This window comes from Rhodococcus ruber (assembly GCF_027270735.1).
GTDB lineage: Bacteria > Actinomycetota > Actinomycetes > Mycobacteriales > Mycobacteriaceae > Rhodococcoides > Rhodococcoides rubrum_A.
Genome location: NZ_JAPWIJ010000014.1, coordinates 13,505 through 39,983 on the forward strand (window position 1 = coordinate 13,505; position 26,479 = coordinate 39,983).

24 protein-coding genes are annotated in these 26,479 nt (G+C 62.5%); 9 read left to right on the forward strand and 15 right to left on the reverse strand.

The features are described 5' to 3' along the window. Positions 1 to 284: 284 nt before the first annotated feature. Together O4220_RS24735 and O4220_RS24740 are read left to right on the forward strand one after the other, a co-directional pair. The gene (locus O4220_RS24735; RefSeq protein ID WP_269608204.1) at positions 285 to 1,019 is read left to right on the forward strand and encodes a DsbA family protein; all 735 of its coding nucleotides are present in this window, start codon (positions 285 to 287) and stop codon (positions 1,017 to 1,019) included. Positions 1,020 to 1,024: 5 nt separating this feature from the next. Then, the gene (locus O4220_RS24740; protein ID WP_269608205.1) at positions 1,025 to 1,603 is read left to right on the forward strand and encodes a vitamin K epoxide reductase family protein; all 579 of its coding nucleotides are present in this window, start codon (positions 1,025 to 1,027) and stop codon (positions 1,601 to 1,603) included. Positions 1,604 to 1,651: 48 nt separating this feature from the next. Here the strand turns inward: O4220_RS24740 and O4220_RS24745 are convergent, their stop codons facing one another. The 8 genes from O4220_RS24745 to O4220_RS24780 form a co-directional block, all read right to left on the reverse strand. Then, a complete protein-coding gene (locus O4220_RS24745; protein ID WP_269608206.1) occupies positions 1,652 to 1,819 on the reverse strand; it encodes a hypothetical protein in 168 nt (55 codons plus the stop codon). A gap of 17 nt (positions 1,820 to 1,836) precedes the next feature. Further along, positions 1,837 to 3,849, reverse strand: a complete 2,013-nt coding sequence (locus O4220_RS24750; RefSeq protein ID WP_269608207.1) for a cytochrome c oxidase assembly protein — start codon at positions 3,847 to 3,849, stop codon at positions 1,837 to 1,839. Positions 3,850 to 3,901: 52 nt separating this feature from the next. Continuing rightward, positions 3,902 to 4,660 carry a DUF5134 domain-containing protein gene (locus O4220_RS24755; protein ID WP_269608208.1) on the reverse strand — a complete coding sequence of 253 codons (759 nt, stop codon included), beginning with the start codon at positions 4,658 to 4,660 and terminating at the stop codon, positions 3,902 to 3,904. A gap of 627 nt (positions 4,661 to 5,287) precedes the next feature. Then, positions 5,288 to 6,256 carry a helix-turn-helix domain-containing protein gene (locus O4220_RS24760; RefSeq protein WP_332112880.1) on the reverse strand — a complete coding sequence of 323 codons (969 nt, stop codon included), beginning with the start codon at positions 6,254 to 6,256 and terminating at the stop codon, positions 5,288 to 5,290. Positions 6,257 to 7,217: 961 nt separating this feature from the next. Further along, entirely contained in the window at positions 7,218 to 8,822 is a 1,605-nt protein-coding gene (locus tag O4220_RS24765) for an FAD-dependent monooxygenase (RefSeq protein ID WP_269608209.1), read from the reverse strand. Continuing rightward, on the reverse strand, positions 8,819 to 10,114 hold the full coding sequence (locus tag O4220_RS24770) for an MFS transporter (RefSeq protein WP_269608210.1): 1,296 nt from the start codon (positions 10,112 to 10,114) through the stop codon (positions 8,819 to 8,821). Before O4220_RS24770 ends, O4220_RS24765 begins: the two co-directional genes overlap by 4 nt. A 421-nt stretch (positions 10,115 to 10,535) precedes the next feature. Continuing rightward, the gene (locus O4220_RS24775; RefSeq protein WP_269608211.1) at positions 10,536 to 12,107 is read right to left on the reverse strand and encodes a cation acetate symporter; all 1,572 of its coding nucleotides are present in this window, start codon (positions 12,105 to 12,107) and stop codon (positions 10,536 to 10,538) included. Next, the gene (locus O4220_RS24780; RefSeq protein ID WP_269608212.1) at positions 12,107 to 12,466 is read right to left on the reverse strand and encodes a DUF485 domain-containing protein; all 360 of its coding nucleotides are present in this window, start codon (positions 12,464 to 12,466) and stop codon (positions 12,107 to 12,109) included. The genes O4220_RS24775 and O4220_RS24780 overlap by 1 nt, the downstream gene beginning before the upstream one ends. 225 nt (positions 12,467 to 12,691) lie before the next feature. Here O4220_RS24780 and O4220_RS24785 point away from each other — a divergent pair, with 225 nt between their 5' ends. Together O4220_RS24785 and O4220_RS24790 are read left to right on the forward strand one after the other, a co-directional pair. Then, on the forward strand, positions 12,692 to 13,261 hold the full coding sequence (locus O4220_RS24785; protein WP_269608213.1) for a VOC family protein: 570 nt from the start codon (positions 12,692 to 12,694) through the stop codon (positions 13,259 to 13,261). Next, entirely contained in the window at positions 13,258 to 14,199 is a 942-nt protein-coding gene (locus O4220_RS24790) for a fumarylacetoacetate hydrolase family protein (protein WP_269608214.1), read from the forward strand. Before O4220_RS24785 ends, O4220_RS24790 begins: the two co-directional genes overlap by 4 nt. A 125-nt stretch (positions 14,200 to 14,324) precedes the next feature. Here O4220_RS24790 and O4220_RS24795 read toward each other — a convergent pair whose 3' ends face one another. The 6 genes from O4220_RS24795 to O4220_RS24820 all read right to left on the reverse strand — a co-directional run bounded on the left by O4220_RS24795 (position 14,325) and on the right by O4220_RS24820 (position 19,626). Next, positions 14,325 to 15,074 carry an IclR family transcriptional regulator gene (locus O4220_RS24795; protein ID WP_269608215.1) on the reverse strand — a complete coding sequence of 250 codons (750 nt, stop codon included), beginning with the start codon at positions 15,072 to 15,074 and terminating at the stop codon, positions 14,325 to 14,327. 81 nt (positions 15,075 to 15,155) lie between these two features. Next, positions 15,156 to 15,749 (reverse strand): carboxymuconolactone decarboxylase family protein, encoded by a 594-nt coding sequence (locus O4220_RS24800; protein ID WP_269608216.1) that lies wholly within the window; start codon positions 15,747 to 15,749, stop codon positions 15,156 to 15,158. Between the two features lie 9 nt (positions 15,750 to 15,758). Further along, on the reverse strand, positions 15,759 to 16,862 hold the full coding sequence (locus O4220_RS24805; RefSeq protein ID WP_269608217.1) for an alpha/beta hydrolase family protein: 1,104 nt from the start codon (positions 16,860 to 16,862) through the stop codon (positions 15,759 to 15,761). Beyond that, positions 16,844 to 18,391, reverse strand: a complete 1,548-nt coding sequence (locus O4220_RS24810; RefSeq protein WP_269608218.1) for a bifunctional 3-(3-hydroxy-phenyl)propionate/3-hydroxycinnamic acid hydroxylase — start codon at positions 18,389 to 18,391, stop codon at positions 16,844 to 16,846. The genes O4220_RS24805 and O4220_RS24810 overlap by 19 nt, the downstream gene beginning before the upstream one ends. A 145-nt stretch (positions 18,392 to 18,536) precedes the next feature. Next, the gene (locus O4220_RS24815; RefSeq protein ID WP_269608219.1) at positions 18,537 to 18,686 is read right to left on the reverse strand and encodes a DUF1059 domain-containing protein; all 150 of its coding nucleotides are present in this window, start codon (positions 18,684 to 18,686) and stop codon (positions 18,537 to 18,539) included. A 217-nt stretch (positions 18,687 to 18,903) separates the two neighbouring features. Continuing rightward, positions 18,904 to 19,626 carry a GntR family transcriptional regulator gene (locus O4220_RS24820; RefSeq protein WP_269608220.1) on the reverse strand — a complete coding sequence of 241 codons (723 nt, stop codon included), beginning with the start codon at positions 19,624 to 19,626 and terminating at the stop codon, positions 18,904 to 18,906. Positions 19,627 to 19,957: 331 nt separating this feature from the next. On the opposite strand from O4220_RS24820, the gene O4220_RS24825 reads away from it, so the two are divergent. From O4220_RS24825 to O4220_RS24835, 3 genes are read left to right on the forward strand one after another with little or no spacing between them, the layout of a single operon-like run. Beyond that, positions 19,958 to 20,164, forward strand: coding sequence for a ferredoxin (locus O4220_RS24825; protein ID WP_269608221.1), 207 nt, complete (start codon positions 19,958 to 19,960; stop codon positions 20,162 to 20,164). After that, entirely contained in the window at positions 20,161 to 21,333 is a 1,173-nt protein-coding gene (locus tag O4220_RS24830; RefSeq protein ID WP_269608222.1) for an NAD(P)/FAD-dependent oxidoreductase, read from the forward strand. Before O4220_RS24825 ends, O4220_RS24830 begins: the two co-directional genes overlap by 4 nt. Before the next feature lies 1 nt (position 21,334). Continuing rightward, complete coding sequence (locus O4220_RS24835; protein WP_269608223.1) at positions 21,335 to 22,522, forward strand: cytochrome P450; 1,188 nt, start codon at positions 21,335 to 21,337, stop codon at positions 22,520 to 22,522. Positions 22,523 to 22,910: 388 nt separating this feature from the next. Here O4220_RS24835 and O4220_RS24840 read toward each other — a convergent pair whose 3' ends face one another. After that, positions 22,911 to 24,083 carry an MFS transporter gene (locus O4220_RS24840; RefSeq protein ID WP_269608224.1) on the reverse strand — a complete coding sequence of 391 codons (1,173 nt, stop codon included), beginning with the start codon at positions 24,081 to 24,083 and terminating at the stop codon, positions 22,911 to 22,913. Positions 24,084 to 24,363: 280 nt separating this feature from the next. Here O4220_RS24840 and O4220_RS24845 point away from each other — a divergent pair, with 280 nt between their 5' ends. Both O4220_RS24845 and O4220_RS24850 read left to right on the forward strand, forming a co-directional pair. Further along, positions 24,364 to 25,887 carry a bifunctional 3-(3-hydroxy-phenyl)propionate/3-hydroxycinnamic acid hydroxylase gene (locus tag O4220_RS24845; RefSeq protein ID WP_269608225.1) on the forward strand — a complete coding sequence of 508 codons (1,524 nt, stop codon included), beginning with the start codon at positions 24,364 to 24,366 and terminating at the stop codon, positions 25,885 to 25,887. A gap of 178 nt (positions 25,888 to 26,065) precedes the next feature. Next, a complete protein-coding gene (locus O4220_RS24850) occupies positions 26,066 to 26,458 on the forward strand; it encodes an EthD domain-containing protein (protein ID WP_269608226.1) in 393 nt (130 codons plus the stop codon). Positions 26,459 to 26,479: the final 21 nt, after the last annotated feature.

Sequence of the window (26,479 nt, forward strand, 5' to 3'; positions counted from 1 at the left end):
CCACCAGGTGGATTCGCACCGAAGCCGCCGCCGCGATAACCGCGGTCGGTCGCACGCACCAGCTCGGAAGTGTCCGCGTTCGTCCGGGAACTTTTCCATACCGCACCGCGACTGCTGATTGACCGAGTCCTGCGACAGCGACAGCGGCACCGGCGCGGTCATCGGGCGGCTCGGTGCGGCAGCCTGACCGCGCTGTGGCTGCGTCTGGCGTTCAGGGCAGACCGGCACCTTCTCACGCACTTGATCGACCCGTACCGACCGAACCGACAAAAGGATCCCTTCCCGTGCCCAAGACTGCCCGGACTCAGCTCAACACCCTCGCCGCGGCCGAACATCGTCGATCGATCTGGGTCCGCATCGGCGTCACCGCCGCACTGGTGGCGTTCGCATTGATCGTCGGCATCATCGTGATCGCAAGCCGCGATTCGTCGACGCAGACTGCGGCGGAACCGACATCGGTCACCGAGACCGGGGCTCTGCGCGCCGCAAGCCCGAATGTTGAACTCGCCGAGGGCGCACGCTCACCCAAGCGTGTTCTGACGATCTACGAGGACTTTCAATGCCCGGTGTGCAAGAACTTCGAAGCCACGTTCGGTAGCAACCTGGACGAGCTTCGCACCAGCGGAATTGCGGCGATCGACTATCATCCCATTGCCATCCTCGACCGCATGTCCTCCACCGACTATTCCACCCGTGCGGCGAATGCGTCACTGTGCGTAGCTGATTCGTCGATCGACACCTGGTTGGGCTTCCACTCCGCGGCATACGAGCAGCAGCCAGCCGAAGGCGGTTCAGGGCTGACCGACGAGGAACTGACCGACATGGCCGTCGCCGCGGGAGCGCCCGACACCGTCCAGGACTGCATCACCGGCGGCCATTACGCCGACTGGGTTGGCGATTCGACCCGCTCGGTGCTCGAGACCAACATCAACGCCACGCCCACCGTTCTGCTCAACGGCGAACCCCTCGATCTGAGCACACCCGCAGCTCTCGATGCTGCAGTGCGCGCCATCCCGTGAACGACATGACCGACACCGCTCCTACGCAACGGCGTAGGCACGGAGCTGCCGGGGCGGGATGGGGGATTTTCGTCGCAGGAACCGTGGGACTGCTCGCATCGCTGATCTTGGTGATCGAACGGTACGAGTTACTCCTCGACCCCAGTTACGTTCCCTCGTGCAGCCTGAACCCGGTGCTGTCCTGCGGGTCGGTGATGACCGCGCCGCAGGCAGCGCTGCTGGGTTTCCCCAACCCCATCATCGGGATCCCTGCGTTCAGTGTCGTGGTGGTCACTGGAGTCCTCATCCTCGGCGCGGTCGCGGTACCGCGCTGGTATTGGATAGGCCTCGCCGCAGGTCTGTCGGCGGGTGTGGTGTTCGTGCACTGGCTGATATTCGAGAGTCTCTACCGTATCGGGGCCTTGTGCCCGTATTGCATGGCCGTGTGGGCCGTGACGATCCCCCTCTGGCTCACCGAACTGGCACGGGCCAGTGCCTGGCCGGTGTTGCGCGCATGGACTTGGCCGATCGTAGCGATCTGGTACACCGTGGTAGTGCTGCTGTGCATTGAGCGGTTCTGGGAGTACTGGCGCACTCTGCTCTGACCAGACTGCCTCTCATAGTCCGCGGCCGCGGGGTCGTAGTGGTGTACGTCAGGTAGATGTCATACGACCGGTGGCTGCGGCGAGAACGACAGCGAACACGATGATGGCCGCAACACCGACCCACCGTACGTCGCGCCAGTGCTCGGCGCGGGAGGCGAGCCACGCCGCTCCGCCCGCCGAGAGGATCATTCCGGTGAAGAAAACGGTCTCGGTCACGATGTGTTGTGGTCCAATCACTTTCGAGTACGCGAGAGCTGCGCCAACATCGCGTTGTAGGCGGCGAGTTCGTCGTCGGTACCAGAATCGGCGAGCCGATCCTCACGAACCTCGGTGCGCCTGTCCTGACGCGCCCACTGGCTGACCAACGCGACGACCACGAGGACCAGAGGAACCTCGCTCGATGCCCATGCCAGGCCACCGCCGAAACGCTGATCGCCGGCGAGATCGTGGACCCATGGGAGATCGAGGTAGCGGTAGAACGTTCCGCCGATGATGCGGTCCATGGTCATCACAGCTATGCCGAAGAACGCGTGAAAAGGCATGACCGCGAACAGCAATGCCAACCGGCCGAGGTGGGGGAGGCGTTTGGGGCCGGGGTCGATACCGATGATGACCCAGTAGTAGAGGTATCCGGTGACGATGAAGTGGATGTTCATCAGCTCGTGACCCCAGTGGTAGCGGACCAGCTCGTCGAACAGCGGGCTGAAATACACTGCATAGAGGGAGAGGACGAACAACCCGACTGCGACAGCGGGGTTCGACAGCACCCGCATCAGCGGCGAATGCACCACCCACACGATCCACTCTCGGGGCCCCGGCATGCCGTCCTCCCGAGCTGGGGGCAGCGCCCGTAACGCAAGTGTGACCGGCCCGCCGAGTACGAGCAGAACCGGGACGAACATGTTGAGCGTCATGTGCACGCCCATATGGACGCCGAACATCGCCGAACCGTACGCACCGACGCCCGAACTCGTCGCCACCAACAACGCCAGACATCCAACCATCCAGCTGATGGTGCGCCCGATCGGCCAGTGATCGCCGCGTCGACGTAACCGAAGAACCGCCCACCCGTACAACGCGATCAGGACAACTGCGGCACCGCCGGTAACGAAGTCGAACCGCCAGAAGGTCGCGAACTGCCCGAGCGAGGGGACCCCGGGCGGTTCGAATCCGAGAAGAACGTCGTACACCGTGGCCGGAGAGGTGAAGAACGCCGGAGCGGGCAGCACCGCCATCAGGGTTACGATCGCCCAGAGGACGATCAGGCCGACCAGCTGTACCGCAGCACGATTGAGCTGCGGCCGCACTTCACCGCTCCGCTTCCGCAGCACGTCTTTGCCGAGGTACATCGCAGCAGGAAGTAGAACCGCGGCACCTGCAACCGCGAGCCGCCCGTAGGAGGTGGAGAACACAGAACCGGCCGGAAGCAGAATGATCATCAGCACGATGGACAGGGCGGTCACAAGAACCGCGCAGCAAGCAGCAACGATGCTCTGCCGCGACATCGCGACCGCGACATCGGGGTCGGAGTTGCCGCTGCCAGTTACCCGGCGACGGTGTGACCACAGGCTCGTAGTCGACCCGGTCCACACCGACAGAGCCAGCACCGCAATGATCACGGCGCTGGTAGCGATGTCGTGGTTCGGTCCTTGACCGGCATTGCCCACAACCCACGCGGGCAACACCCCGATGGCGGCGACGAACCCCGAGACGGCCATCACTACCCAATTCAGGGTCCACCGGACCCCGATGGCGACGACGGCAGCGGCGACCGCGCTGACCATCCACGCTTTAGGGGCCTCGTTCGGCGGGATGAGATCGAAGATCACCCCGCGCGTCACCGCATCGCCGATGCCGATTCCGGTGGCATCAGCTGCTGACACCGGAATCAACACCAGCGCCGCGGCCAGCCAGATCAGACTCGACCGGCCCGCGGTGAGCAGGGCCGCGTACCCCTCTGGACCAACTCGACCAGCGCGGCTGAAACGAGTGCACATCATCCCGTACGTCAGCGAACCCACCGTGATTGCGCCGGCGAGGGATGCGGTGAAACGGAGCAGGACGTAGGACAGTGAGGTGACCGTGCCGGGGAACGAGTCGCCACTCGCGGCATACCTGGCGTCCCCCGAAAGGGCGGTGACCACAACGACAAACACTGTCGCGCAGGCGAACGCGACAGCGAGACCGTAACGCGCGCCCACAGACTGGCGGCTGGGCGGCATCCCGCGCAGCGAATCTGTTGTCACAGAGCCTCTTTCAAAGTCGATGTACTGCAGAGGTGTATGTCGCGTGCAGGGGTCACATCACGCCCATCATGATCGCCATTCCTGCTGCCATCGCCACCTCGCACGCCGCAGCGACACTCTGACGCCGCAATGCCGGCAGAACAGCCACAGCAGCATTGCCCAAGTCCGGTGTCCCTGAGTGCGATGGCGATGACCCCGAGCGCGACGAGTATGTCAGTGCGAGTGCCGCGGTCTGTTCCGCGGCGACAAGGCAGTAGAGCCATAGGATCGCTGCGACGGCGAAAGCCGCTGTGAGCGTGAGGGATATCGTGGAGATCCATTCGGGCCCGCTCATCGCGGCGGTGTGGGAATGGGTGCTCATGTCCATGTCCGGGGTGTGCGTATGGGTGCCCATTCCGGCCATGTCGTCGGGGGAGGCATCGGCGGTGTGATCGTGCGCGGCCGTACCAGGAAGCCATCCCGCCATCACCGCCACCATCCACACCATCGCAGCCATCATGAACGCGTGATAGCTGCCCATCAGCGGCCCGTGGGGGTGCTCGTCGACACCGACGCTGCTCGGCACCGTGCGCGCTGCCGAAATCGCGAACCACACCGCCGCGGCGGTGAACAAAACTCCCTGCGGGATCGGCGGCACGCCGAGTCCCCACGGCCACGCCATCGCGATCATCGCTACGCACATCACCAGATGGAATCCGTGATCGATCCGCACAGTCCACCGAGCTGCGCAGGTGATGCGATACAGGCAGTATCCGGCAGCAAACACGAACAGTGCAGTGGTGGCCCACCGCAGTGGGGTATCAGCGATCATGAGTTGTCCTAACCTGTATCGTGGCCCTGTGCTCGATCTTCGGGGCCTTCATCCGCATTGTTCTGAGTAAGAAACGAAATTCGATTCCTTCTTCCCGTACCGGCAATGACAGGAATTCAAGGGCGGTTGCGGACGAGCGGTGGCGGCGCGCAGTCCCGGAGCCACGTCGACAGCAACGAACACAGTTAGTGCTATTACAACAAACGCGTGTACCAACCCAGGACTGATATTCTCACCGCCGCGTCCTAGGGCGGTATCCGTGTGCAACACAACGCGTTTGGCCAGCGGCCTGAACGGCACTCGACATACCCGGGTCGGGCGTGCCGCGACGAGCAGTAACGGTCCCACCAGAACCCCGGCGTAGAGGTGCAGCCGGAAACACGAACGGCTTGATCTGTGCACACTGTGGCGTCTTTGTCTTCGTCCTCGTCGCCGGAGGCGGGGCGTCACCGAACGCTGACACTCGATCGATTTCAGTGGTGGGCACCTGCGGATTCTCCTCGGTCTGCACAAGGCTGCTGGCCGGCCTTCTCGTGCAGTAGTCGGGCCGGCGACCCCAAGAGTTCCCGGCTGATTCGGAATCGGTGCGCCTCGCCCACGCCGGTTCAACACGCGTGTCGGATAGGTCTACGCTGAGTCGAACAATCGTTGACTAGCAGTCTTCTCGGTGGCCGGGAACGGAACCGTTGATTCATACGACCAGTGATCGAACACGGGGTCGGCGAGGCTATTCGGACGATCCGCGAGTACGCGGACAGCCGCAGCATGCTCGCCAACGTCGCCGCGGCACAGCACCAAGGTCAGCCCAGCGGTATCGGTACCGAGATCACGGCACTGACCCCACAACGCAGAACCGGATGGCAGATTTCGAGCTGGCCTCGACGGCGGCCAGCCAGGAACCGGGGTCGGCGGCGTACCGGTGGGGCGTGCAATCAGCAGCTGTTGGCGTTCGGACCAATTCAGCTCCGAGACTGTCACGGTCCGCTTGGGTGCGGCGGCCGTGACGTGCGTGGCGATCGGGTGTTCTGGATCTTCCACAACCAGAGGGTGCCGTACGCGCTCGTACCGTTGCTTTCCTTGGGCTGCGGCGATGACGTCGGCTCGGTCGAAAGCGCCGTAAGTAGCCAGCGCCTCAGATAGATCGAAACCTTCCGGATATACCTGGCGCAGATCCGCCAACGAATAGTCACAGAGCAATGCGCGGCCTGGTGCCGTCGAAAATGCAAGGTACCCGCGTGCGTTCCACGGCTGGTCGCGAAAGAAGCCCCCGTTGGCCATGTTGTAGGGAACGAACACACGGCTGTCACGAAGAATCACGAAAGATTGAACGGTATTGGGGAATTGCGAACCCAAGTCGTGCATCGCCTTGTTCGCCAGGTGCATCAGGTCGCTGATTTCGGTGGACACAACAAGCATCGGCAGGCGCCAACCAAGTCGGTATCCCCGCGTGGTGGGATCACGGATAACGACGCCTTCTCGCTCCATTGCCCTGAGTGCGCGTGACACCACGCTCTTGTCGACACCGGTCACGGCCGCGATCCGAGCGACGCCGAGAGAACCATGCTGCTTCGCCTCGGGCGAAGTCAGTGCTTCCAGGAACGTGAGGTCTCATTCTAGTGCTATGACGGCCTCGACTACGTAAGGGTTTCGACAACTAAAGTAGCGGAAACTGAGAGTTGAGTTGGCAAGACCCTAGATTACTGTGCAGGCTCCCGTCGGCTTGCAGCACTTCAAGCCTCCGAACATGCTGCGGATTGCAGCGGTTCGTGGGCAACAGCCCCGCTGGACCAGCCTATCCTCAAGACAGAGCCGACCGGACCCTCACGCGTCCGCGTGGAACAACACACTCTTGCGATATGTACAGGCGCTGAGTCGAATCCAAGAGGAAGTCCCTGTCGAGCTCAAAATGCCTGGTCTGACGGTCGAACCGAAGCATGATGCAGGTGCCTCGCGCCGCGCGGCTTCTGAATGGCGAGACCATCGAGCAAGACTGGGAGAGGATCCCGTTTCTACCGCCTTTCCAGACTTGCCAGCGACGCTGAATCAACTTCGCTTGTGCCTCGACAGCTCGACGCAATCCTGTTCGAACGTTTAGTGCGCCGGCGCGACCTCCCTTCTGAGGTCGTGAACGGGCTACACGTTGCAGCGCGAACAGAGCGCCAGATCAAATTTATTGCAGCGTTCCTCCGGGGTTAGTTCACACCTCCATCAGCTGTCGACCGCGTGCTGACAGCTCCGATACTTGAAAGCTTCAACGAACGCGTAGTCGATCCCGATCAAGAACAAAGCGTGTTGGTCGGCGAAAGCGCGAAAGTCGCATCCCAGGACGCAACCCAAGCATCTCTTTTCGACAAGCCGTCTAGCTGCGAGCCAAAGACGCAGACCAATGTCGAGGAGACGTGACCTGGCAGGACCAGCCGAAGCCCGCTCCTGCTCACAGGCCGCCCGCATACTACTTCGTCTAGTTATACGTCGTCGTCAACATCTCTTGACGGTGCGGTAACTTGCCAATGTGGGTGCAGGATGACCACTCTGCGAGCCTTGGTGGCAATGTTTGCTATTCACCGCGAGCGTAATCCAGAATGGCACCCGGCTCCGATGGGTCGGTGTCGCTTCGCCACGCAATGTATTGGTCGGGCCGAACAAGTAGATACCGAGCACCGTATGTTTCGCGCAGATCAGGTCGATTCAGCCGCAGTCGGGTAAACGGCACCGCTCGTTTGACAGCAGATTGCTCCCATGCGCTCGACGCGGGTGCCGCCGCGATCTCAATCAAGGTGAATCCCGGCCCGAGGTCATCGTAGAGAGACTGTTCCGGTCCGAGCCATAGGTGAGGAAGCCTGGAGCCGGGCGACCCCGACGGCCTGTAGGTCGATGTCGTGGACTGCGGGGCGGGGCCGTCGTCAGCGACAATCAACGGAGAGTCGCGGTACGTGGCCCCGAGCACAAAGCCCAGCGTGTACATCTCGGCAGTCTTGTGTTTTCTGATTGCCGCCGCCACCTGAGCTCTCGCCGCATCACCCGCCGCGGTGCTTTGCTCAAGCTCGGGACGACTGAGCTCACCCGTCAAAACCTGCATGTTCTGTTCTGCTTCGGCGATGGCGCGGACGGCCATGGGTCGGCGTTCGGACTCGTAACTGTCGAGTAGCTTCGCACCGCCCCAGTTCTGTAGTGCTGCCGCAATTTTCCAGCCCAGGTCGGCAGCATCACCGATACCTGTGTTGGCACCGAACCCACCCCACGGCGGGTTGAGGTGGGCAGCGTCACCTGCGAGAAAGATGTTTCCATCTCGGTACCGATCGGCGACCAGCATGCGGGCCGTCCACGGGTCGCGGGAGACAATGTCGACGGGGTAGTTGGCACCGATCATTGTGTGCAGCGCGTGTTCGATCCACTCGGTGGTCGGGTCTTGCGGTGCGTCGATGATGATCGCCCACCAAGTGTCCTCGGTGTCCAAGGTGCCCATGAGGCCATTGACCGATTGGTTGACAACCCAGTACTGAACGGCACGGCCGTTGCGTTGCCTGTCACCCAGACCGGGCGCTCTGAAGATGACTTGCAGATTGGTCAACTCGTGGCTGCGACCTTGCAATGCGATCCCGAGCGAGCGACGGATCATGCTCCGACCGCCGTCCGCAGCAACTAGATACCGGCCTGTGATGGTATGCGCGTTCTGGAGTTCGTCGACCGCGTCGACGTGCACTCCTGAAGTGTCTTGGTCGAAGTCTGTCACCTTCCATCCCCAACGTGTGGTGACGTCGGCACGCGGGGGGAGTCCGCTTCTTAGTGCTTCTTCGAGCCGATTCTGTCCGCACCACAGCGCTGGCGCGGCGAGTTCGGTGCGCTGGATGTCGGACAGGGCGAATACTCCGTCGAAGCGTTCGAGCGGATGGCCGAGAAGGCTGGTGCAGAACGCAGCCGAGTCGGACCATCCGAAAGGTAGGCGCGCGTTCGCCCGGATATCGGTATCGAGACCGAGTCTGCGAAACACTTCCATCGATCGTGGATTCATCTGTTTGCAGCGAGGAGACATCAGTCCTGCGTCGAGCCTGGGATCGAGTATTTGACTGCGGACACCGCGGGAGCCGAGTTCGTGGGCGAGGGTCAGCCCTACAGGACCGGCGCCGGCGATGATGACGTCTGTGTCGATGGAATTCGTCATTTGGCGGAGGCCTCCGTGTCAGTAGCGCGTGCAGCTTGTTTCAGTGAAGAAGTCTGTGGCGTGGCGTTGTTCGGACGTGGAACGAGGGCTAGGGCGACGGCACCGACCAAAGCAAGTGCCACGAACGCATAAAAGCCAGCACGTGGGGAATCGAAGGTGGTCGCGGCGAATGCGAGGTAGCTCGGCCCCGCAATGGCACCGACTCTGCCGATACCCAAAGTGAATCCCAGGGCTGTACCGCGCAGATTCGGCGGATAGAAGTACACGACGAACGCGTTCAGCAAGTTCTGCGTGCCGAGCGCGCCGAGTCCGGCGACGGCCGATGCCAACAATACGATCCCGCGTGATTGTGGCGCGCTGAGCACCAGAAAGGCGACGGCCGCGAGAAGGAAACACACGATCGTGGTCGACTGCAGGTAGCCACGATCTGCAATGAGCGTCATGGCGAGTGTGCCGATGATCGCCCCGGCGTTGAAAGCGATGGTGAACTCGAGCGCCGAGCTGATGTCGTACCCGGAGTTCACCATCAGCGTCGGAAGCCAGGTGCTGGCACCGTAGACGAGTGCCAATCCGACGATCCCAGCAGCGACGAACAAGACGGTAGCTCGACTGAATCCTGGCGAGAAGAGAGTTCGGAAGCTGGTTGTCTCGGCGGAGACAGTCTTCTTCTCGTCGGTCATGGTCGCAGACGATGGTCGTCCTGGGGGTAGCAGCCGCAAAACGACGGGAACCAAGGCGAGCGGGACGACACCGAGAAGAAACAGATGCTGGAAGTGCATCTCAGGTAGTACTGCTCGGGCGAGGAAGGCCGCAGCGAGTCCGCCGACCGCGATACCTGCCAGGGCGATGCCGACCGAGACACTGCGCCTGCGCGCGGGTACCGAGTCCGCGACGAAAGCGGTCAGCATAGGGACGAGCGCGCCGAGCCCGAGCCCGGTCGCGAAGCGTGTTGCGGCGAACAACTCCACACTCGGCACCAACGCACTGGCGAGCATCCATACCGAAACCCAGGTCAAACTGATGGCTAGTGGTGTCCTGCGCCCGAATCTGTCGGCGCAGCGCCCACCTACGATCGCGCCGAACGGCATGCCAAGCGTTGTCAGACTTCCGATCAAACCCAGGGTGGCCGCGGTTGCACCCCACGGCTGATACGCCAGCAAGGACGGGCCGACGGCACCGAAGAGGAACAAGTCGTAACCATCCACCATGGCCACCGCAACGGCTATCGCCACCGCCACTGACGGCGGACAGGCCTTTCGTCGAGTGGGGTCGGTGTCGGAGACACAGTTCATTGATTGCTCTTTCTGAGTATCGGCCGCCTGCGTTCAGCGGTTTGGGGCACTGCGGTCGTATTTCTCGACCGGCTGCGCCGTAAGGGTCCGGTGTTGAGCCGCGGCATTGCCCACCGCAGCCGGCTGCGCCCTCGGACCGGCTGCTTATCAGCGTGTTCTGTCCGTCGCGGCGAATGGGAGTGGTCTCACTTACCAGAACGAGATCGACGACGTAGCTACCCGAGACGCGTGATCCGATCGCGCTGTCTCATCGAGTTCGTCACCGAACATCCGGCCACGTCCGAGTCGTGCGCGTCGGCGAACGCGATGAGCTGTCGGACTTGACCGCCTTCACCGGACCGGGCGGCTGCTCGAGACACCGTAATTCGACTATCGGCGCAACTTTTCGTTCTCGCCGGAATCGTGTGCAGCTGACCTGAAATCAGTGCTTACCTGTACTTGTCGTATCCGTCGCTGGGAGCTGCGTTGCCGCACCGACCTCCGATTCGATCAGCAGGAGCTCGAAACTGTCCGACTCTCGTCTTCGCGTGACGAGGCTTCCGAACAGACATCCAAGGAACCCCAGGGGCATAGCCACGATTGTGGGCCCGGCGAGGCTGATCACTGCGGAGTCTCCCGGCCACAGTGGACCGAGCAGCATGAGGACCACCGAGGTGACCAGGCCCAAGAGAATGCCGATCACTGCCCCGGTGTCGGTGAGGCGACTCCACGTCAGTGTCAGCAGCAGGGCAGGGAAGTTCGCGCTTGCTGCGATTCCGAAGGCCAGAGTGACAAGCTGAGTTGCGTTGAAGTTCGGTCCGAGCCCGATAGCCAGTAGAACTATTGCAACACCGACCCCAGCGGATGCGATACGCCCCCGCACCACCTCTCGCGCACTGTCCGGCGTTCCGTCTGCAGCAAGTTTCGACGGGAGCAGGTCTCGCACGATGGTGCTGGCTGCGTTGAGAAGTAGACCCGAGACCACCGCGACGACGGTCGCGAATGCGACGGCCGAAACCACGCCCAGGAAGACGGTGCCGCCGAGCGTGCCTTCGCCTCCACCGAGGACCTCGGCCAGGCGCGGTGTGACCAGATTCCCGCCCGTGGAAGCCAGTTCTGTGGTCTCGTCGCGCAGCAGTGCACCCGCGCCGAGGCCGACGAAGCAGATCAGTACCGAGGCGACTGCAATGATCCACACGGTCATGGTGACCGATTTACGCGCTTCGACCGCGTTGGGGACGGTGAAGAATCTCATCATGACGTGGGGCAGGCCGGCGACGCCGAAGGTGAGGGCCAGTCCGACGGTGATGATATCCCATGGGTTCTTCAACAGGTTGCCGGGCCGCAGTGGGTCGAAATTGCCCACCGGTGCGGTCGCGTCGGCGATCAGCTGGGCCGGATTCCAGTTGAAGTGGGCCAACAGAAATACCGTCATGAGTAACAGGACGCCGAGCAGAAGAATCGCTTTGGCAGCTTGAATTATTGTCGTTGCCTGCATGCCGCCGAGTACTACGTAGACGATCATGACTGCGCCTGCGATCACCACTGCGATGTTGAATCCGACGCCGGACAGGAGGGTGAACAGGTTGCCCATGACGAGCATCTGGGCGAGTAGATACACACTGCTGATAACCAGGGTGGAGATGGCGAGCGAATTCCTCACTCCACGCGATTCGAAGCGGCGGGCTAGCACATCGCTCATCGTGAACCTGCCCAGGTGGCGCATACGTTCGGCGATGAGGAGCATGACCGGAATCCACGCGATGACGGGCAGAACGATGTAGAACCCGCCGTCGAGGCCGGCAAGGAAGAGGAGCCCGACACCACCGAGAAGCGAAGACCCGGACAGGAAGTCGCCGACTGTCGCGAGAGCGTTTCGTCTGGCGGTGATACCGCCACCGGCCGCCCAGTATTCCGAGGAACTCTGGCCACGTCTGCCGTAGTACCAAGCGACGATCAGACCTCCTGTCACCAGGACCGCAAAAATGATCAGTGCAATTCCGCGACCGTTCATCACTGGGCTCCGTTCGAGGTGAATGTACTGCTCCTACTGGCGGCGATGCGCTCACGCAGTGGGTCCAGGTGGCTCGTCGAGAGTTGACCGTAGATGGTGCAGATGACCGGGCCGACGAGCAGCGATCCGAAAGTGATCACCCATCCGACATTGAGTTCGCCGATCGCGATGCTCATGGTTCCGCGGCCCCATATCAGAAGACCGACGTAGGCCAGGGTGCACAGAACAGCTGGAATTCCGAGCACCATCAAGAGCTTCCGACGGCGAGTAAGCAGGGTATCGATATCGGTCGACCTGTTGTGGGCTCGAACGCCGGTCTCGGCTTCCGGTGGGATCGATCCGGCGATGGTTCGGGCCATCGATAACTCCTCTCGACGGAGCGTGATTCGTCTCCGTGTACGGCGGTAAGTGTGTTCTGCACAACAGACATTGGTCCGTCTAAAGGAATTTGTCAATGCGTCTGCGTGAAATCGATCACGTAGCCAGTCCTGCCGATCCTTCACTCGGCGAGCGCTTGACCGCGGGTCGATATTGTTCTACTTTGCAGAATATCTTCTGACTGACAGAACGAGAGGGATTCGTACATGACAACCAAACGGCCAGTCATCGCCGAGCTCGGGCACGTCGGGTTGCGGTGCCACGACGTGGCCCAGCAACTCGCTTTCTATACCGATGTTCTGGGCCTGACCGTCACCGACCACGATGAAGCCCTGGGGATTTGGTTCCTTTCTGCACGTCCTGAGACCGAGCATCACGAGGTGCTTCTGGCGTCTGGACGCAGCGTTCCCGCTGACGCGAAACTCATCCAGCAAGTGTCCTTCCGCTGCGAGGAATTGGAAGACGTCATCGGCTTCTATCGCCGATTCCGGAAGGAGGAGGTCGAGCTCGACATGGTGGTCTCGCATGGAAATGCGGTCGGCGTGTACTTCTACGATCCTGAAGGCAATCGTTGTGAGGTCTACTGGCAGACCGGGTTACAGGCGAAACAGCCATTCGTGGAGAACATCGATTTGGACACCGACCCCGACGAACTCGTCACCGCCATTCGTCGCTCGGTGACTGCGTTCGGGGACACGGGGTTCACCGAGACCACATATCGCGAATGGACCGAGCGCAGCGGTAACGAAGCAACGACGGCGGTGGAGGCCAGATGAAGTTCGTACGGTTCCTCAGCAACGACGATACCCAGATCGTGCAGGTGGGAGTGCTCGATTCGGACTCCCGGACCGTGTACATCGTGGACGGCGCGAACGATCTGTTGCCTCTGATCGAGGCAGGGGAAGAATCTTTGAAAGACGCTGGAGCGCAGGCTATCCGTAGAGGATCCGGTGTCGATCTCATCGATGTCGAGCCCCTGTCGCCGATCGCCACCCCGCCGACCGTACGGGACTTCTATGCATTCGAGCAGCATGTCAAGGCCGGCCGCGCCTGGCGCAATCTGGAGATGGACCCGGACTGGTACGCGCTGCCGATCTTCTACTTCTCCAACCCTTACGCCACTGTCGGCTGCGGCAACGTCGCCATGACGCCTGGGGCCGATAAGTTCGACTTCGAGCTCGAAGTCGCTGCAATAGTGGGCAAGGGCGGACGCAACCTGACATCTGCCGAGGGTGACGACGCCATCGTCGGCTACTGCGTCCTCAACGACTTCAGTGGCCGCGACGTGCAGCAACGCGAGATGAAGCTCTCCATGGGGCCGGTCAAGGGCAAAGACACGAGCACCGCGATCGGGCCCTACCTGGTCACCAAAGACGAGCTGCAGGATCGACGAACAGCTACCGGGTACGACCTGGCAATGAGCTGCACAGTGAACGGCCAGCAGTACTCCGAGGCACGGTGGTCGGATGTCTACTGGTCGTTCGGAGAGATGGTGTCGTATGCCAGCCGTGGCACCGACGTACGGCCCGGCGACATTCTCGGCAGCGGCACCTGTGGAACAGGGTGCATCATGGAACTGTTCCGCTCCGATCCGGATCGCTACCAGTTTCTGCAGCCCGGTGACGAGGTCGTTGCCACTGTGGAGGGGCTCGGAGAGCTACGGAACGTGGTGACGAAAGCATCGCCGGTCATTCCGCTGCGCGATCCCCGATGATCTAGCGAGTACCGCGCGGGGTGCGCTTGCGGAGAAACATCTCGATACCCGCGAACGCATCCGCTCGGTGCCGTTCCGATCGGTGATCCATCGATCGTTGTGTGGTCGAATCCCTGGCGGTAAGCTCACTTTCGGGCTTCGTCGATGTGCTCGATCAGCCACAGCCCCAAGGCGTCGAGGTCCAGGCCCTCGCGGCCTTTGGGGCCCGAGATACTTACTGCAGCCCGCATAGCCCCGCGGTGGTCGCGTATTCCGGCCGCCACGGCATACAGATCCGGTTCGCTCTCACCGTCGTTGATGGCGTACCCCCGCTCCCGCACTTCGTCCAGGGCGGCGATGAGTGCGCTCCGGGTGCGGATCGCGCGTCCCGTCCCGCCCGACAGCCGGTTCGACGGGTACAGCTTGGTGAGTTCCTCGGTACTGAGATCGGCAAGCATCACCTTGCCGGCCGCCGAAGCGTGCGCGAAACCGCGCTCACCCACCCGCAGACCCGAGCGGACGATGTGGCGACCTTCGACACCGTCGATGAACTTGGTCGCGGTGTTCTCGAGCACGAGCAAGTGGGTGGTTTCCTTGGTGGCTGCGGACACCGATTCGAGCAGCGGCCGAATCTCGGTGCGAAGGTCGCTGGCACCGATGACGGCGTGGCCGATTTCGATCAGTCCAGGACCGGGCTCGTACACCTTGGTGCCGGGGTTCTGACGGAGCAGTCCGCTCGCCTGAAGCGTCGTGAGCATGCGGTGAGCCGTCGATCGTGCGACCCCGAGATCCTGGGCCACCTGCGCCACACGCACTCCAGGTGCCCCGCGGAACATCAACAAGATGGTAGCGGCGTTGTCCACCGATTCGATGGGGTAAGTCGCCGTAGCGTTCACTGAGCACTCCTCGGGACACTGTTCTGTAGTGCAGAACATACTATCCGTGATGTGCGGGTGCCGCCGCCATCCGGAGTGCTGCTAGGACTGATCGGAGCTGGGCAGCCCGATGTGGAAGACGTCCATCAGCTGGGCCAGCGTTCGGTAATAACCGACCAGAGTGGTGATTTCGACGACACGTCGGGTTCCCAGTGCACCGACGGCCGCCGTGAACTCGTCGTCGGTGAGATCGATCGACTGCAGTAACTGCGTGCAGAGTGTCGCAGCGGCAGCCTCGAACGGGTCGCCGCTGTGGAACGTGCCGGAGCGCACGCTGTCGATCTCGGTGTTCGTCAAGCCTGCAGCTCGCCCCACTCGTTCGTGGGCCCACCATTCGAAGCTGCTGTCGACGGCCTGGGCGACGTGCAGAATAGAGATCTCGCGAATGCGGGGTGTCAGATCGGTGTGAAATCGCAGCGCGGCTCCGACGGCTTGCAACGGCATACCGAGGACGGGTGCGTGAAGCATCGCACCGAACGGTCCGTTGAGAGCACCGGAATCGTCCATGAGCGGGAAATGTTGGACACCGTGTGCACGCTCGCCACCGGTGATGTTGTCGTACAACGCTTTTTGTTCTATGTCGAGCTGATCCGGAGTCAGTCGCGGCAATCGTCCGGAAGTTTCCTCTGGTGTCATAGTTGTCTCTCAGTCCAGTACGCGGGCGAACCACTCGGAGATCACGGCGTCGCGTTCGGCATATCTCTCGTAGATGCAATGGCCGCAATCGACCCACACCACCATCGACGAACGCGCTGGATTCGCCGCGCGCAGGAATGCCTCCTGCTCGTGTTCCTGGACGAGCGAATCGACGCCCCCGTGCAAGACAAGGATGTCGCCGGCGATGCGATGGCGGGCATCGCCGGAGAATGCCCAGGGTTCGATCGCGGAATCGACTTCGCTGGGCTCGACTCCGAACAGGGCTGCCCACTGGGCATTGAGCCGAGGAAACCGCAGTATCGTGCTGGCTGGGTCAGGGATGCCACTGTTGATACACACCGCCGACACCTGGTTCAGTTTGCTTGCTGCATAGGCCGCGAAAAGTCCACCAGCACTGTTGCCGAGCAGTCCGATGCTCGATGTCGCGCCGCGCGAGAGAAGGTCGTCGGAGAGGGCATCGAGGTCGTCGACGAAGGACTCGTCGAGGCGTCGGGAGCTACGGAGGCGAGACATTCCCTGTCCCGGAAGTTCCAGGAGCACAACGGCGATACCGTTCTTGACCAGAACGTCCCCGAGCCGTTTGTATGAGATACCCCAACCGCTGAGACCGCCCCACATGAGCACCGTGGGGACCGGATCGTTCCCGGCGGGGCGCGCGAGGACGGAGTAAAGCCCGTCGGAGCCGTCCTGGATGACCGTCCACGGCGACCCGGGTTGGGTAGTGGCGGCGCCGATGATTGAGCCTATGCGGGTGTACTGCTGGGCCTTCTCGACTGGGTCCAACACCGGAACCTGGCAGACATTCAGTGCCAGCGCAGCGTAGAGCTCGCGCTCAGTGGCTGCGGATTGCCAACCAGCGGCACGTAATTCGGCTGCCGCAGCCAGGCTGACGGCCGCCATGTCGTTGCCGATGGTCGACCAGACGCGGCCCGCTCGTGCCGACTCGTGGATCAGTTGGGCATCAGCGGTCGACAGCCCGTAGTCCTGGAGGCGCGTGATGGGCAACGCGCGCAGGGCTGCAGCAACAGCGGGGTCGAGATCGTCGACCCCGGCCTGTCGTCGAGGTGTCGTGCCTACCGCTGCGCGACGCACAGCTGCTCCTCCAGATTGTCGAGAACTGAGTCCAGTTGCGACCATTCGCCGACGACGCCGAACACGTAGAAGTCGGGCCGCACGATCACTGCCACGGCATCGTGGTCGCGGAGCCACTCCGTCAGTCGGGTCGGATCGCCCGGGTCGAGTTCGTTTCGGACCGCGATCTCGTGGAGGTCGGCCACGGTAACACCTAGAGTGCGCAGTGCCGTGAGGGTAGTGGTGTCGAAGTCGGCTGCTGCGCAGTCATCGGTGAGCAAGGTGAATCCTGGCGTGGTGATGTCGTCGAGTCTGATTGTGCGGCCGTCTTCGTCCGTGAGCAGTGGCTGCAGGGAGAGGATCCCGGACTTGTCGCTGACCGTGACGGCGGGGCCGAGGAACGGTTCGAATGGCGCGGTCTCCGGAGCTGCCGCGAGCATCGCTCGGTTCTTTTCGGCCTGCGATGGATCGGTCTCGCACACGATACGGCCGATCCTCACCGATTCGCGAATGTATTGAGTGACGTGTGGTGCACGGGCGATCTGATAGGTGTCGAGCAGATCACGAGTCGAAGCGCCACGCAGAACGCGGTCGAGGGTCCATGACAGCGTTGCCGCGTCCCGAATGCCCGAGCACATTCCCTGGCCGAGGAACGGTGGCATGAGATGTGCCGCGTCACCGGCAAGCACGACGCGTCCCTTGCGCCAGTGTTGCGCAACCCCGGATCGGAAGGTGTAGACGACGTTTCGCAGGATGGTCGCGGTCTCTGGGGTCACCCACGAGGAGAGCAATTTCCATACCGTGGCTGGGTTTTGGATTCGACCGCGATCATCGCCGGGAAGCAGCATGAATTCCCATCGGACGACCTCGTCGTTGAGCAGTGCCATGTGATGAGGCCGCTCCGGGTCGAGCACCTGGGCGGTATCGGGGATGTCGGGCCGTTGTGCGGGATCTGGAATGGCCACGTCGATCACCAGCCAATCAGCCTTGAAACCGAGGTCCTCCCAACCGGGCATCGCGGTCTCGCGAACGAAGCTGTTGGAGCCGTCGGCACCCACGAGGTACTGAGCATCGATGATGTCGCGGGCACCGTTCTCGGCGGTCACGACCACCGAGATTCCGTCGGCGGCCTCGTCGATCTCGACTGCAGTGGTCGATGGCAACACAGTCACACCCTGTTCGCGGACATGGCGATCCAGCGCAAGTTCCAGGTCGGGTTGATAGAAGTGGTACGACGCATCCCACCCGGACGGGGCGCTCCATGTGCGCGGCAGCTCGGCGACAAGCGAGTGATCGGGTGCGAGGAGCTCGTAGCGTCGTGCCACAGTGGTGACTTCGGTGAGAGCGTCGGCGCAGCCGAGTCCCTGCAGGATGCGCATGATCTCGTGGTCGAGGTGGCCGGCCCGGGGCAGAGGGAACACCTCGGGATGCTTCTCGATGACGACCACCGAGTGCCCCGCCCGGGCGAGGTAACCGGAAAGCACTTTCCCCACTGGGCCGTAGCCCACTACAGCAACGTCGCATCGACGAATCGCATCACTTTGGCTCACGCCTGTAATTCTGCCTGATGGTCACTGTTCTAGTCAACAGAACGACTAGTGGTTGCCGTTGTTCGAGCGATCACCGCACATCGCCAGCCGATTCCGAAGCGCGACAGTGTAAGACGTAGCGCAGTGCGGTGCCCGCAGCGATGAGTCAGATGGCCATGAACAAGATCTCGTCTCGAGAGTAGTTGCGGCCCGGATGCTTTTCGGCCAGATGTTGCTGCGCCATCTCGACCAGGTCGTCATCGTTGGCACCGCGCACCGTCGTACCGCACGGACATCTCAGGCTTCGCTCGGCCACTGTCGCTCTCCTTTTCCGGAGGCGCAAATATGCGCCGGGGTGATACTCGCTCGAATCGGGAAGCCCGAAACGCTCGAATACTTCTGTGTCGCTGCAGGTTTGCTGTGCAGTCAAGTGAGCTCTCGACAAATGGTCGATGGTCCAGGTGGCACCGATTCCGATCGTGGACAGGTGGGCGACGGACGGCCCTTCCAATACGGTCAGGTCGTCGGGCTGTTCAGCTCGGCGTCGCAACCTTTTCTTTGCTGGACGATTCGTTCTGCAGGACCGTAAGCAAAGACTTGGTCGTGTGCTGGATGTGGGACGCGAGTAGCTTTCCGGCTTCGTCACGGTCGCGGCGAATCGTGGCGTCGAGGATCGCACGATGCTCCCCGGCGATGTTGCGGCCGAGGTCGTGTCCCAACGGTACGGACCACCTGCGGTAGAGCTCTGCGCTGTCGCGCAGGCTCAATGCGGTCGACAGTATTCGGCGGTTGCTGCATCCATTCAGCAGCGCCTGGTGGAATGCCGCATGTGCCACGGCCCATTCCTCGGTGAAGATGCCTTTCTCGGCGTCGGAGAATTGCGGAGCGCGCTCGAGGAGGTGGTGCGCTGCTACGGCTTTGGCTTCCCAGTTGACGTCGCCATCACGGATTGCGTATTTCAGCGCGAGTACTTCGATTTCCGAGCGGGCGGTGGTGAGGTCCACGAGGTCATCGGCAGAGACGGACACGACACGAAATCCGAGCTGCGCCTCGCTTTCGACCAGTCCTGTGGAGGCCAGGAGATGGAGCGCTTCGCGAAGTGCTCCGATGCTGCACTGGTACAGGTCCACCATCTCCGCGAACCGCAGTTGCTGTCCAGGAGTGAAACGGCCTCCCAGGATGTCCTCGCGCAGTTTCGAGTACGCGATGCCGGCTCGTGTCGGGGCTCCTGCATTACGCCGAGGTCGCGAAGTCACGGTTCTCCTTTCGCTGAACCCAGTCGATTTCTGAAGGTTCGATGCTGATGGTCCTGTGGAGGTGCCGAATTTCGAACTCCGGCGAGGTATTCGATATGAGTGTGACATGACGGGACCGAATTTGCATTCTGCGCCTCTTTAGCGTCCTCGGCACCACCGTACCGAATTTCGAACATTGCTTGACACTTCGACATATGACCGCTGATACTACTGGCAGTGATTGTGAACTGAGTCACGCATCTATCGGAGCTAGACAGGCTGGCGGGCCGTTCACCCCGGCCGAGCATGCGATGGCCTCGCCCCTGCGGGTGGGCAGAAACTGGGAGACACCATGAAGATTCATCTCGACGCGGACCGTTGTGAGGGCTACGGGTTCTGCGAGGAGAAGGCACCTCGACTCGTCGCACTCGATGACAGTGGTGATCTGGTCGTCCTGGAGGGCGGCGAGCTGAACGGGTCCGACGTCGACGACGCGCACAAAGCCGTGCGAAGTTGCCCGGTGGCCGCTCTTCGGTTGATCGAATCGCACGACGCGTGAGCGCGAGTACCCACACGATCGCAATCGCCGGCGCGTCGGCTGCCGGGGTGACGGCTGCTGAAGAACTCCGCTCGCTCGGGCACGATGGCCGCATCGTGTTGGTGGAGGCAGAAGACGGCCACCCCTACTCCAAACCCCCGTTGTCCAAGGCGATCTTGGCCGGTAGCGAACAACCGGAGGACGCTCGCCTACCGGATCTCGATCACCTCGGCCTCGACTACGTGCGTGGTGTTCGGATCACGGGACTCGATACCGAACGGCAGCGCCTCCTGGTCGACGGTGACGACGCTGTGCCCTACGACGGTCTGATCATCGCCACCGGGGCGCGTGCGCGCACATTGCGCGATCTTCGCTCCAGCGACGTTCCGCTCGAACGTGAGCACCTCATCCGAACGATGGCGGACGCAGTGTGGCTGCGCGATCGACTGACCGTCACCGACAGCCTCCTCGTGGTCGGTGGTGGGATCTTGGGCATGGAGGTCGCGTCCACCGCCGTCAAACGGGGCGTGTCGGTCACCGTGATCGACCTCGTGCCGCCGCTGCTCGCCCACTGTGGGCCCGACATTTCGGCCTTGGTCGAAAAGTGCGCGCGCACCAGCGGCGTCGACTTCGTCCTCGCCCCCGGTGGTGCCCGGTTGGTCGACGTCGACGGCAACACTGCAGTCAGTGCCAACGGCAAAATCTTCCAGGCCGACACCGTCGTCTCAGCTGTCGGGTGCATGCCCAACGTCGAGTGGCTCGACGGCAGCGGCCTCGAGCTTCAAGGGGGACTGCTCGTCGACGACCGGTGCCGCGCCGCGTCGAACATCACCGCAGCGGGCGACGTCGCGGCCTTCGGTAGCCCTGCTCGTCGGACGCCGCACTGGTCGAACGCTCTGGACCAGGCTCGGGTTGCGGCGAGAACGCTTCTGGTGGGGGATGCATCCGAACCGTATGCGCCGAGACCGTTCTTCTGGACGGACCAATTCGGCCTGGCGATCAAGATGGCCGGCGCAGGACCCGTCGTCGACGCACCCACCGTCCTCGATGGATCCCTCGACGACAATTCGGTCCTCCTGCAGTGGGCCGACAACGGCAACCCGCACCGCGCCGCGACCATCAACAAGCGGCTTTCCCTTGCCAAGTTGCACCGCTACGCGGGCAACGTCCCTACATCCTCAGGAGTTTGAAATGGTAACCCCCACTACCACGTTGGCCGACATCGACCTGTTCTCGGACGATCATCTCCGCAACCCCTATGAGAACTACGCCCGGCTCAGGGCAGCGGGCCCGGTGGTCTGGCTCGATCGGCTCGATTGCTGGGTTGCCTCGCAATACGAGACGGTGCGCCGCGTCCTGGGAGAGAACGACACATTCACCTCCGCAAAGGGCGTGGGCCTCAACGACGAGGTCAATACTGCCCTCAAAGACACCCTCATCGCGTCGGACCCTCCGCTTCACGATCAGCTCCGTAGTGTGTTGGCGGGCCAATTGAGCCCGAAAGCCATTCGTGCACTGGGTGAATCGATCAATAGTAGGGCGCGCGAGCTGGTGATGCCGCTCATCGACGCTGGGCGTTTCGACGCGATCACCGACCTTGCGCGCGTATTTCCCCCGACCATCGTCGCCGACCTCGTCGGAATCCCGGAGGAGGTGCGCCCCACCCTCGTCGGCTTCGGGGATGCGATCTTCCAAATGATGGGGCCGGCCGACAAACCTCGAACGTTCGCGCGCGCAGACCTCGTTGCCGAGCACTACGCATGGCTTGCGACCGTCGAATCGTCGACGTTGCTCGAGGGAAGCTGGGGGCGCGACATCTACAAGGCCGTGGACGACGGCATCATCGACCAGCAGACGGCGCTGGGTCTGCTGTCGGGGTACACCGCTGCGGGAATGGACACCACCATCAACGCGCTGGGATGGGCAATCGAACTTTTCACCCGGCACCCTGAGCAATGGACCGCCATTCGCGACGATCGCTCGCTGATTCCGGGCGCATTCAACGAGATCGTGCGCTTCGAAAGCCCGGTGCAAATGTTCACCCGAGTGGCCACCACCGATGTCGAACTCGGAGGTACCCACATCGAAGCGGGTCAGCGAGTGATGGTGCTCTATGGTTCGGCAAACCGCGACGAGACCCACTTCGGTTCCGACGCAGCCGAATTCGATATCCTTAGAGATTCCTCGGACCATCTCGGGTTCGGATACGGGCTCCATGGATGCGTCGGTCAAGCGCTCGCGCGGCTCGAAGCGCACACAGTTCTGAACATCCTGGCCGACCACGTTGTGCGCTTCCATGGGGAATCAGAACCTGAAATGCATCTCAACAGCACAGTTCGCGGTCTGGAGAGCTTCGTCGTTTCGGTCGAAACCGCGTGACCGCTCACGGAACATCGACGACATAACAGACCTCGAGGCTGCCAAGACAGGGGCGAGTCCGGCAGCTGCGCCGGACTCGCCCCTCCTCCAGCTGTAGACCGTCGACGTCTGCCGAATGCGACGAACGCCTCCGCAGGAACCCACGGCACACTCCCGGCACATCGATGGATCCGGTCAGCGCTGGTGGGAGCGCAACCGAATTGGACGGTGGGACGCGATCGCCATGGCTTCAGGCCCGGCCGCCGTGTTCACGGCGTCGGCTCGCTGACAGCTCCAGTGGTGGGGTCCAGGCATGCGGATCGCGAAGTAGACCCGTCGATTGCACGACTCGCGGACGTGAACATCCGTAGAGGACCTCGACGGCTAACGTACAGGTGGAGATTCCCGCTTACTGGGGTCCACGACGCAATCGAACAAGGACTATGGCCAAAGCGGACAGTGCTATCACGAGGCATCCGTACATGACTGCCACCGTCTGCAGGCCCCAGTAGGGTTCGGCAACACCCGCCAGATACGCGGGGAGCGCAGCGCCGAAATAACTGACGAGATAGATCGCCGACAGGACGCCGGTCCGGTCACCGGGACGTGCCTGGCCGAGCATGGCCTGCATAGCACCGTTGAATGCGCACCCGAACCCACACCCGCACACCACACTCGCAGCGAAGAACAGGGCCGTCGAACCCCACTGCAGGCCCATCAGCACACCGAGTATCGCCGAGATGACAACACTGAGCCCGACCCACATCGCGGTGACGGGCCGCACGCGTGAGCTCACGAGTCCGCCGAGAACGGTCGGTCCCACCAGAGAGGCCACCACGAGGCCACCGACGAATTGCCCCGTGTGGTGCAACTGGGTTGCGGCCAGTTCGGGCCCCAACGATTGATAGAAGCCGCTCAGCGCCCAGACGGCCAGCGCGCACGCGCAGACGCCGATGAAGGCTCTGCGCGCGTGGTCAGGAACCGAGATTCGTGGTTTCAACGACGCCAGGGCTCCGCGGGAGCGGAAAGCAGTCTCGGGGAGCAGTGGCACGCTCAGAAGGCACACCGCGAGCACAGCGATGGATATCCCGTAGACGAGTTGTGTGGGGTGGGGGGCGAATTGGACCAGCGCTCCGGAGATCAGCGCTCCGAGAGCCAGTCCGACCGTGGGGCCGGCGCTGCTCAGTATCGAGCCGATCGCCGGCCGGCGCGGCGACTGCAGGTCGATGACATAGGCACTCACCGCGCTCATGGCCAAACCCGACGACGCGCCTTGCAAAGAGCGTCCGATCATGAGGTCCTCGGTCCCGTCGATCAGTGCCAATATCGCGCACGACAGCATCCCGAGCATCAACGAGGCGGCCAACACTGCGCGGCGACCGACGAAATTCGACAGGCGACCGCAGACGAGCAGGGTGGCGGCGACCATGACGATGTACACCGCGAACGAACCTGTCACCCCCGATGGCGTCACGCCGTACAACTGGCGGTACGTCCCGTATAGGGGCGCAGGTGCGCCCGCCACCGCCATCAGCGAGGCGAGTGAGAACGAGGTGACGGCGAGGGCCGGACCGCGGGACATGGCCGCTGTGGGTGATCGTCTGATGGCAGTCTCCGGGCTCGTGTGAATGGCTCGCTCCGAACCGAATACGCCAGGTCAGCGCATAGTCTCAACACTAGAGCATAATTTCGAACATTGCTTGCATCTTCGTTATTTGTATGTTTATATGAGCTCAGTCACAAACGTCCACTACCTCGATGTGCACCACACATCCGCGCCTTCGCGCCGCATCTGCACCGAAGGGCGTTGTCAGTCGCAAAAGGGTTGTGTCGGTAACGAACCCAAAGGAGAGCTCGAGTAGATGGAAACCAAGCAGCAGTGCACTGTGGCCATCGTCGGATACGGACCGGTCGGAGGGACGCTGGCGAACCTGTTGGCGAGGCAGGGGATCGACGTCGTGGTGATCGAGTCCCACGCCAACGTCTATCCGACGCCGCGCGCCGGCGGACTCGTACCGGAGTCGATGCGCCTGCTGCAGATGCTCGACCTCGCAGACGAGCTGGTCCAGGGAATGAACGACTGGACCTTCTGGTACGACGTCGTCGACAAGGACTGGAACAAAATTCTCGAACGCACCCCGGAGATGGGCCCACCGACCCAGCAGTGGGCGCATACCTACACCTTCTTGCAGCCCGAGCTCGAGACTGCGGTACGGGCGATGAACTCGAAGTTTGGCGTTCGTGAGTACCTCGGCTACAAGGTCGTCAGCACCGAGCGGACGCCGGGTACCGGTGTCGATCTCCTACTCGATTCGATCGACAGCGATGAGCAGATCGCCCTCCATGCGGAGTGGGTCATCGGCTGCGACGGCTCGAACTCCACTATCCGAAACTCGGTGGGCACCGGCGAGCAGGAAGATCTCGGTGGCGATCAGTCATGGCTGCTGGTGCATCTGAGGGTTCTCGACGACAAGGCTGTGCTTCCCGAGCGAATCTTCAAGTGGGCCAACCCAGAACGCCCCGCTGCATTCATTCCGGGTCTGCCCCGGAACATCTGCCTGTTCGAGTTCCGGGTGCTACCGGGAGAAACCCACGAAGAACTGACGAACCTGGACAAGGTGTACGAGCTGCTCAGCCCGTGGCTGACACCGGAACAGGTCGAGCTCCTTCGCGTCACGGTCTACACCTTCCGCACCCGGGTCGCACACCAGTGGCGGGACGGCCGGATCCTCATCGCCGGCGACTCAGCTCACGTCATGCCTCCAGAGCTCGGGGAGGGCTTGAACTCCGGACTCCGCGACGTCATGAATCTCGCGTGGAAGCTGGCCGGCGTCGTCAACGGCCGCTTCGACGAGTCCATTCTCGACACGTACACCGTCGAACGCCGCCCCCACGTGCGCGAATTCACGGTTCTCTCCCATGCCATCGCCCAGGCTATCGACGCCATCGCGAACGATCCCGACACCTACCGCGCCAATCTCGCATTGGACAGTGCGTTTTCGCATCCCTGGCCGCGCCTGGGGCCGGGACTTCAGCAAGAACCGTTCCCGGCCGGCATGGTCTCGGAGCAACCCTTGCTCGCCAGCGGTGTGCGCTACGACGACCATGTCGGATACCGGTTCTCCGTGCTGGCCGACGCAGAGTGGTTGGCCGAGGCCGACCTCGCCTCGGATCCGGTTCTCGGTGCACTCGACGTCGTCGGTGTCGCAGCCGATTCCGACAGTGCGCGGGACTGGCTCGCCCGCCTCGGGCACCGAGCAGTCGTGGTCCGCCCCGATCGCTACATCCTCGGAGTTGCCGACTCGGCGGACGAGCTCCGCGAACTGTTCGCTCCGCTCGCCGGCTACCTGCAGGCGACAGATCGCGCTGCGGTCCCTACGGCCTAGCGATACCCGCCCACCCGAAAACCGCCGGTCTGCTTGGTACGCAGTGTCATTCGCAGAGCGACAACCTCGTCGCCTCCGTTACGTGACCTGCTCGAAGCAGACCGGGAACGCGGTGGCCACAACCTGGAATCTTCCGCCCGACCCACGATGCCAACACAACAAAAATAGGAGAACACCCATGTTCAAGTTCATCAACGCCCTCCATCGCCTCGAAGGAAAAACCCGCGAGGAATTCCTGGACCACTGGCAGAACGTGCACGCACCACTGGTGAAAAGTCTCGCCAAGGAGATCCGGATGAAGAAGTACATCCAGATCCATCCCGGGCACCCCGCCATCGTGGACGCCATCGTCGGACCGCGGGGGTTCAATTCGATCGACGGCGTGGAGTACGACGGATTCGTCGAATGCTGGTGGGACAGTGAAGAGGAGTTCTTCGCCGGCATGAACAGCGAAGAAGGGAAGGCCGCGTGGGCCACCATCGCAGAGGACGAGCCCAACTTCTCCGATTACAAAAAGGGCTACGTCTTCGTCGGCGACGAGGTACCGATCTTCGACCACACCGGTGAGTAAGTGGACGGTCGCACACCTTCT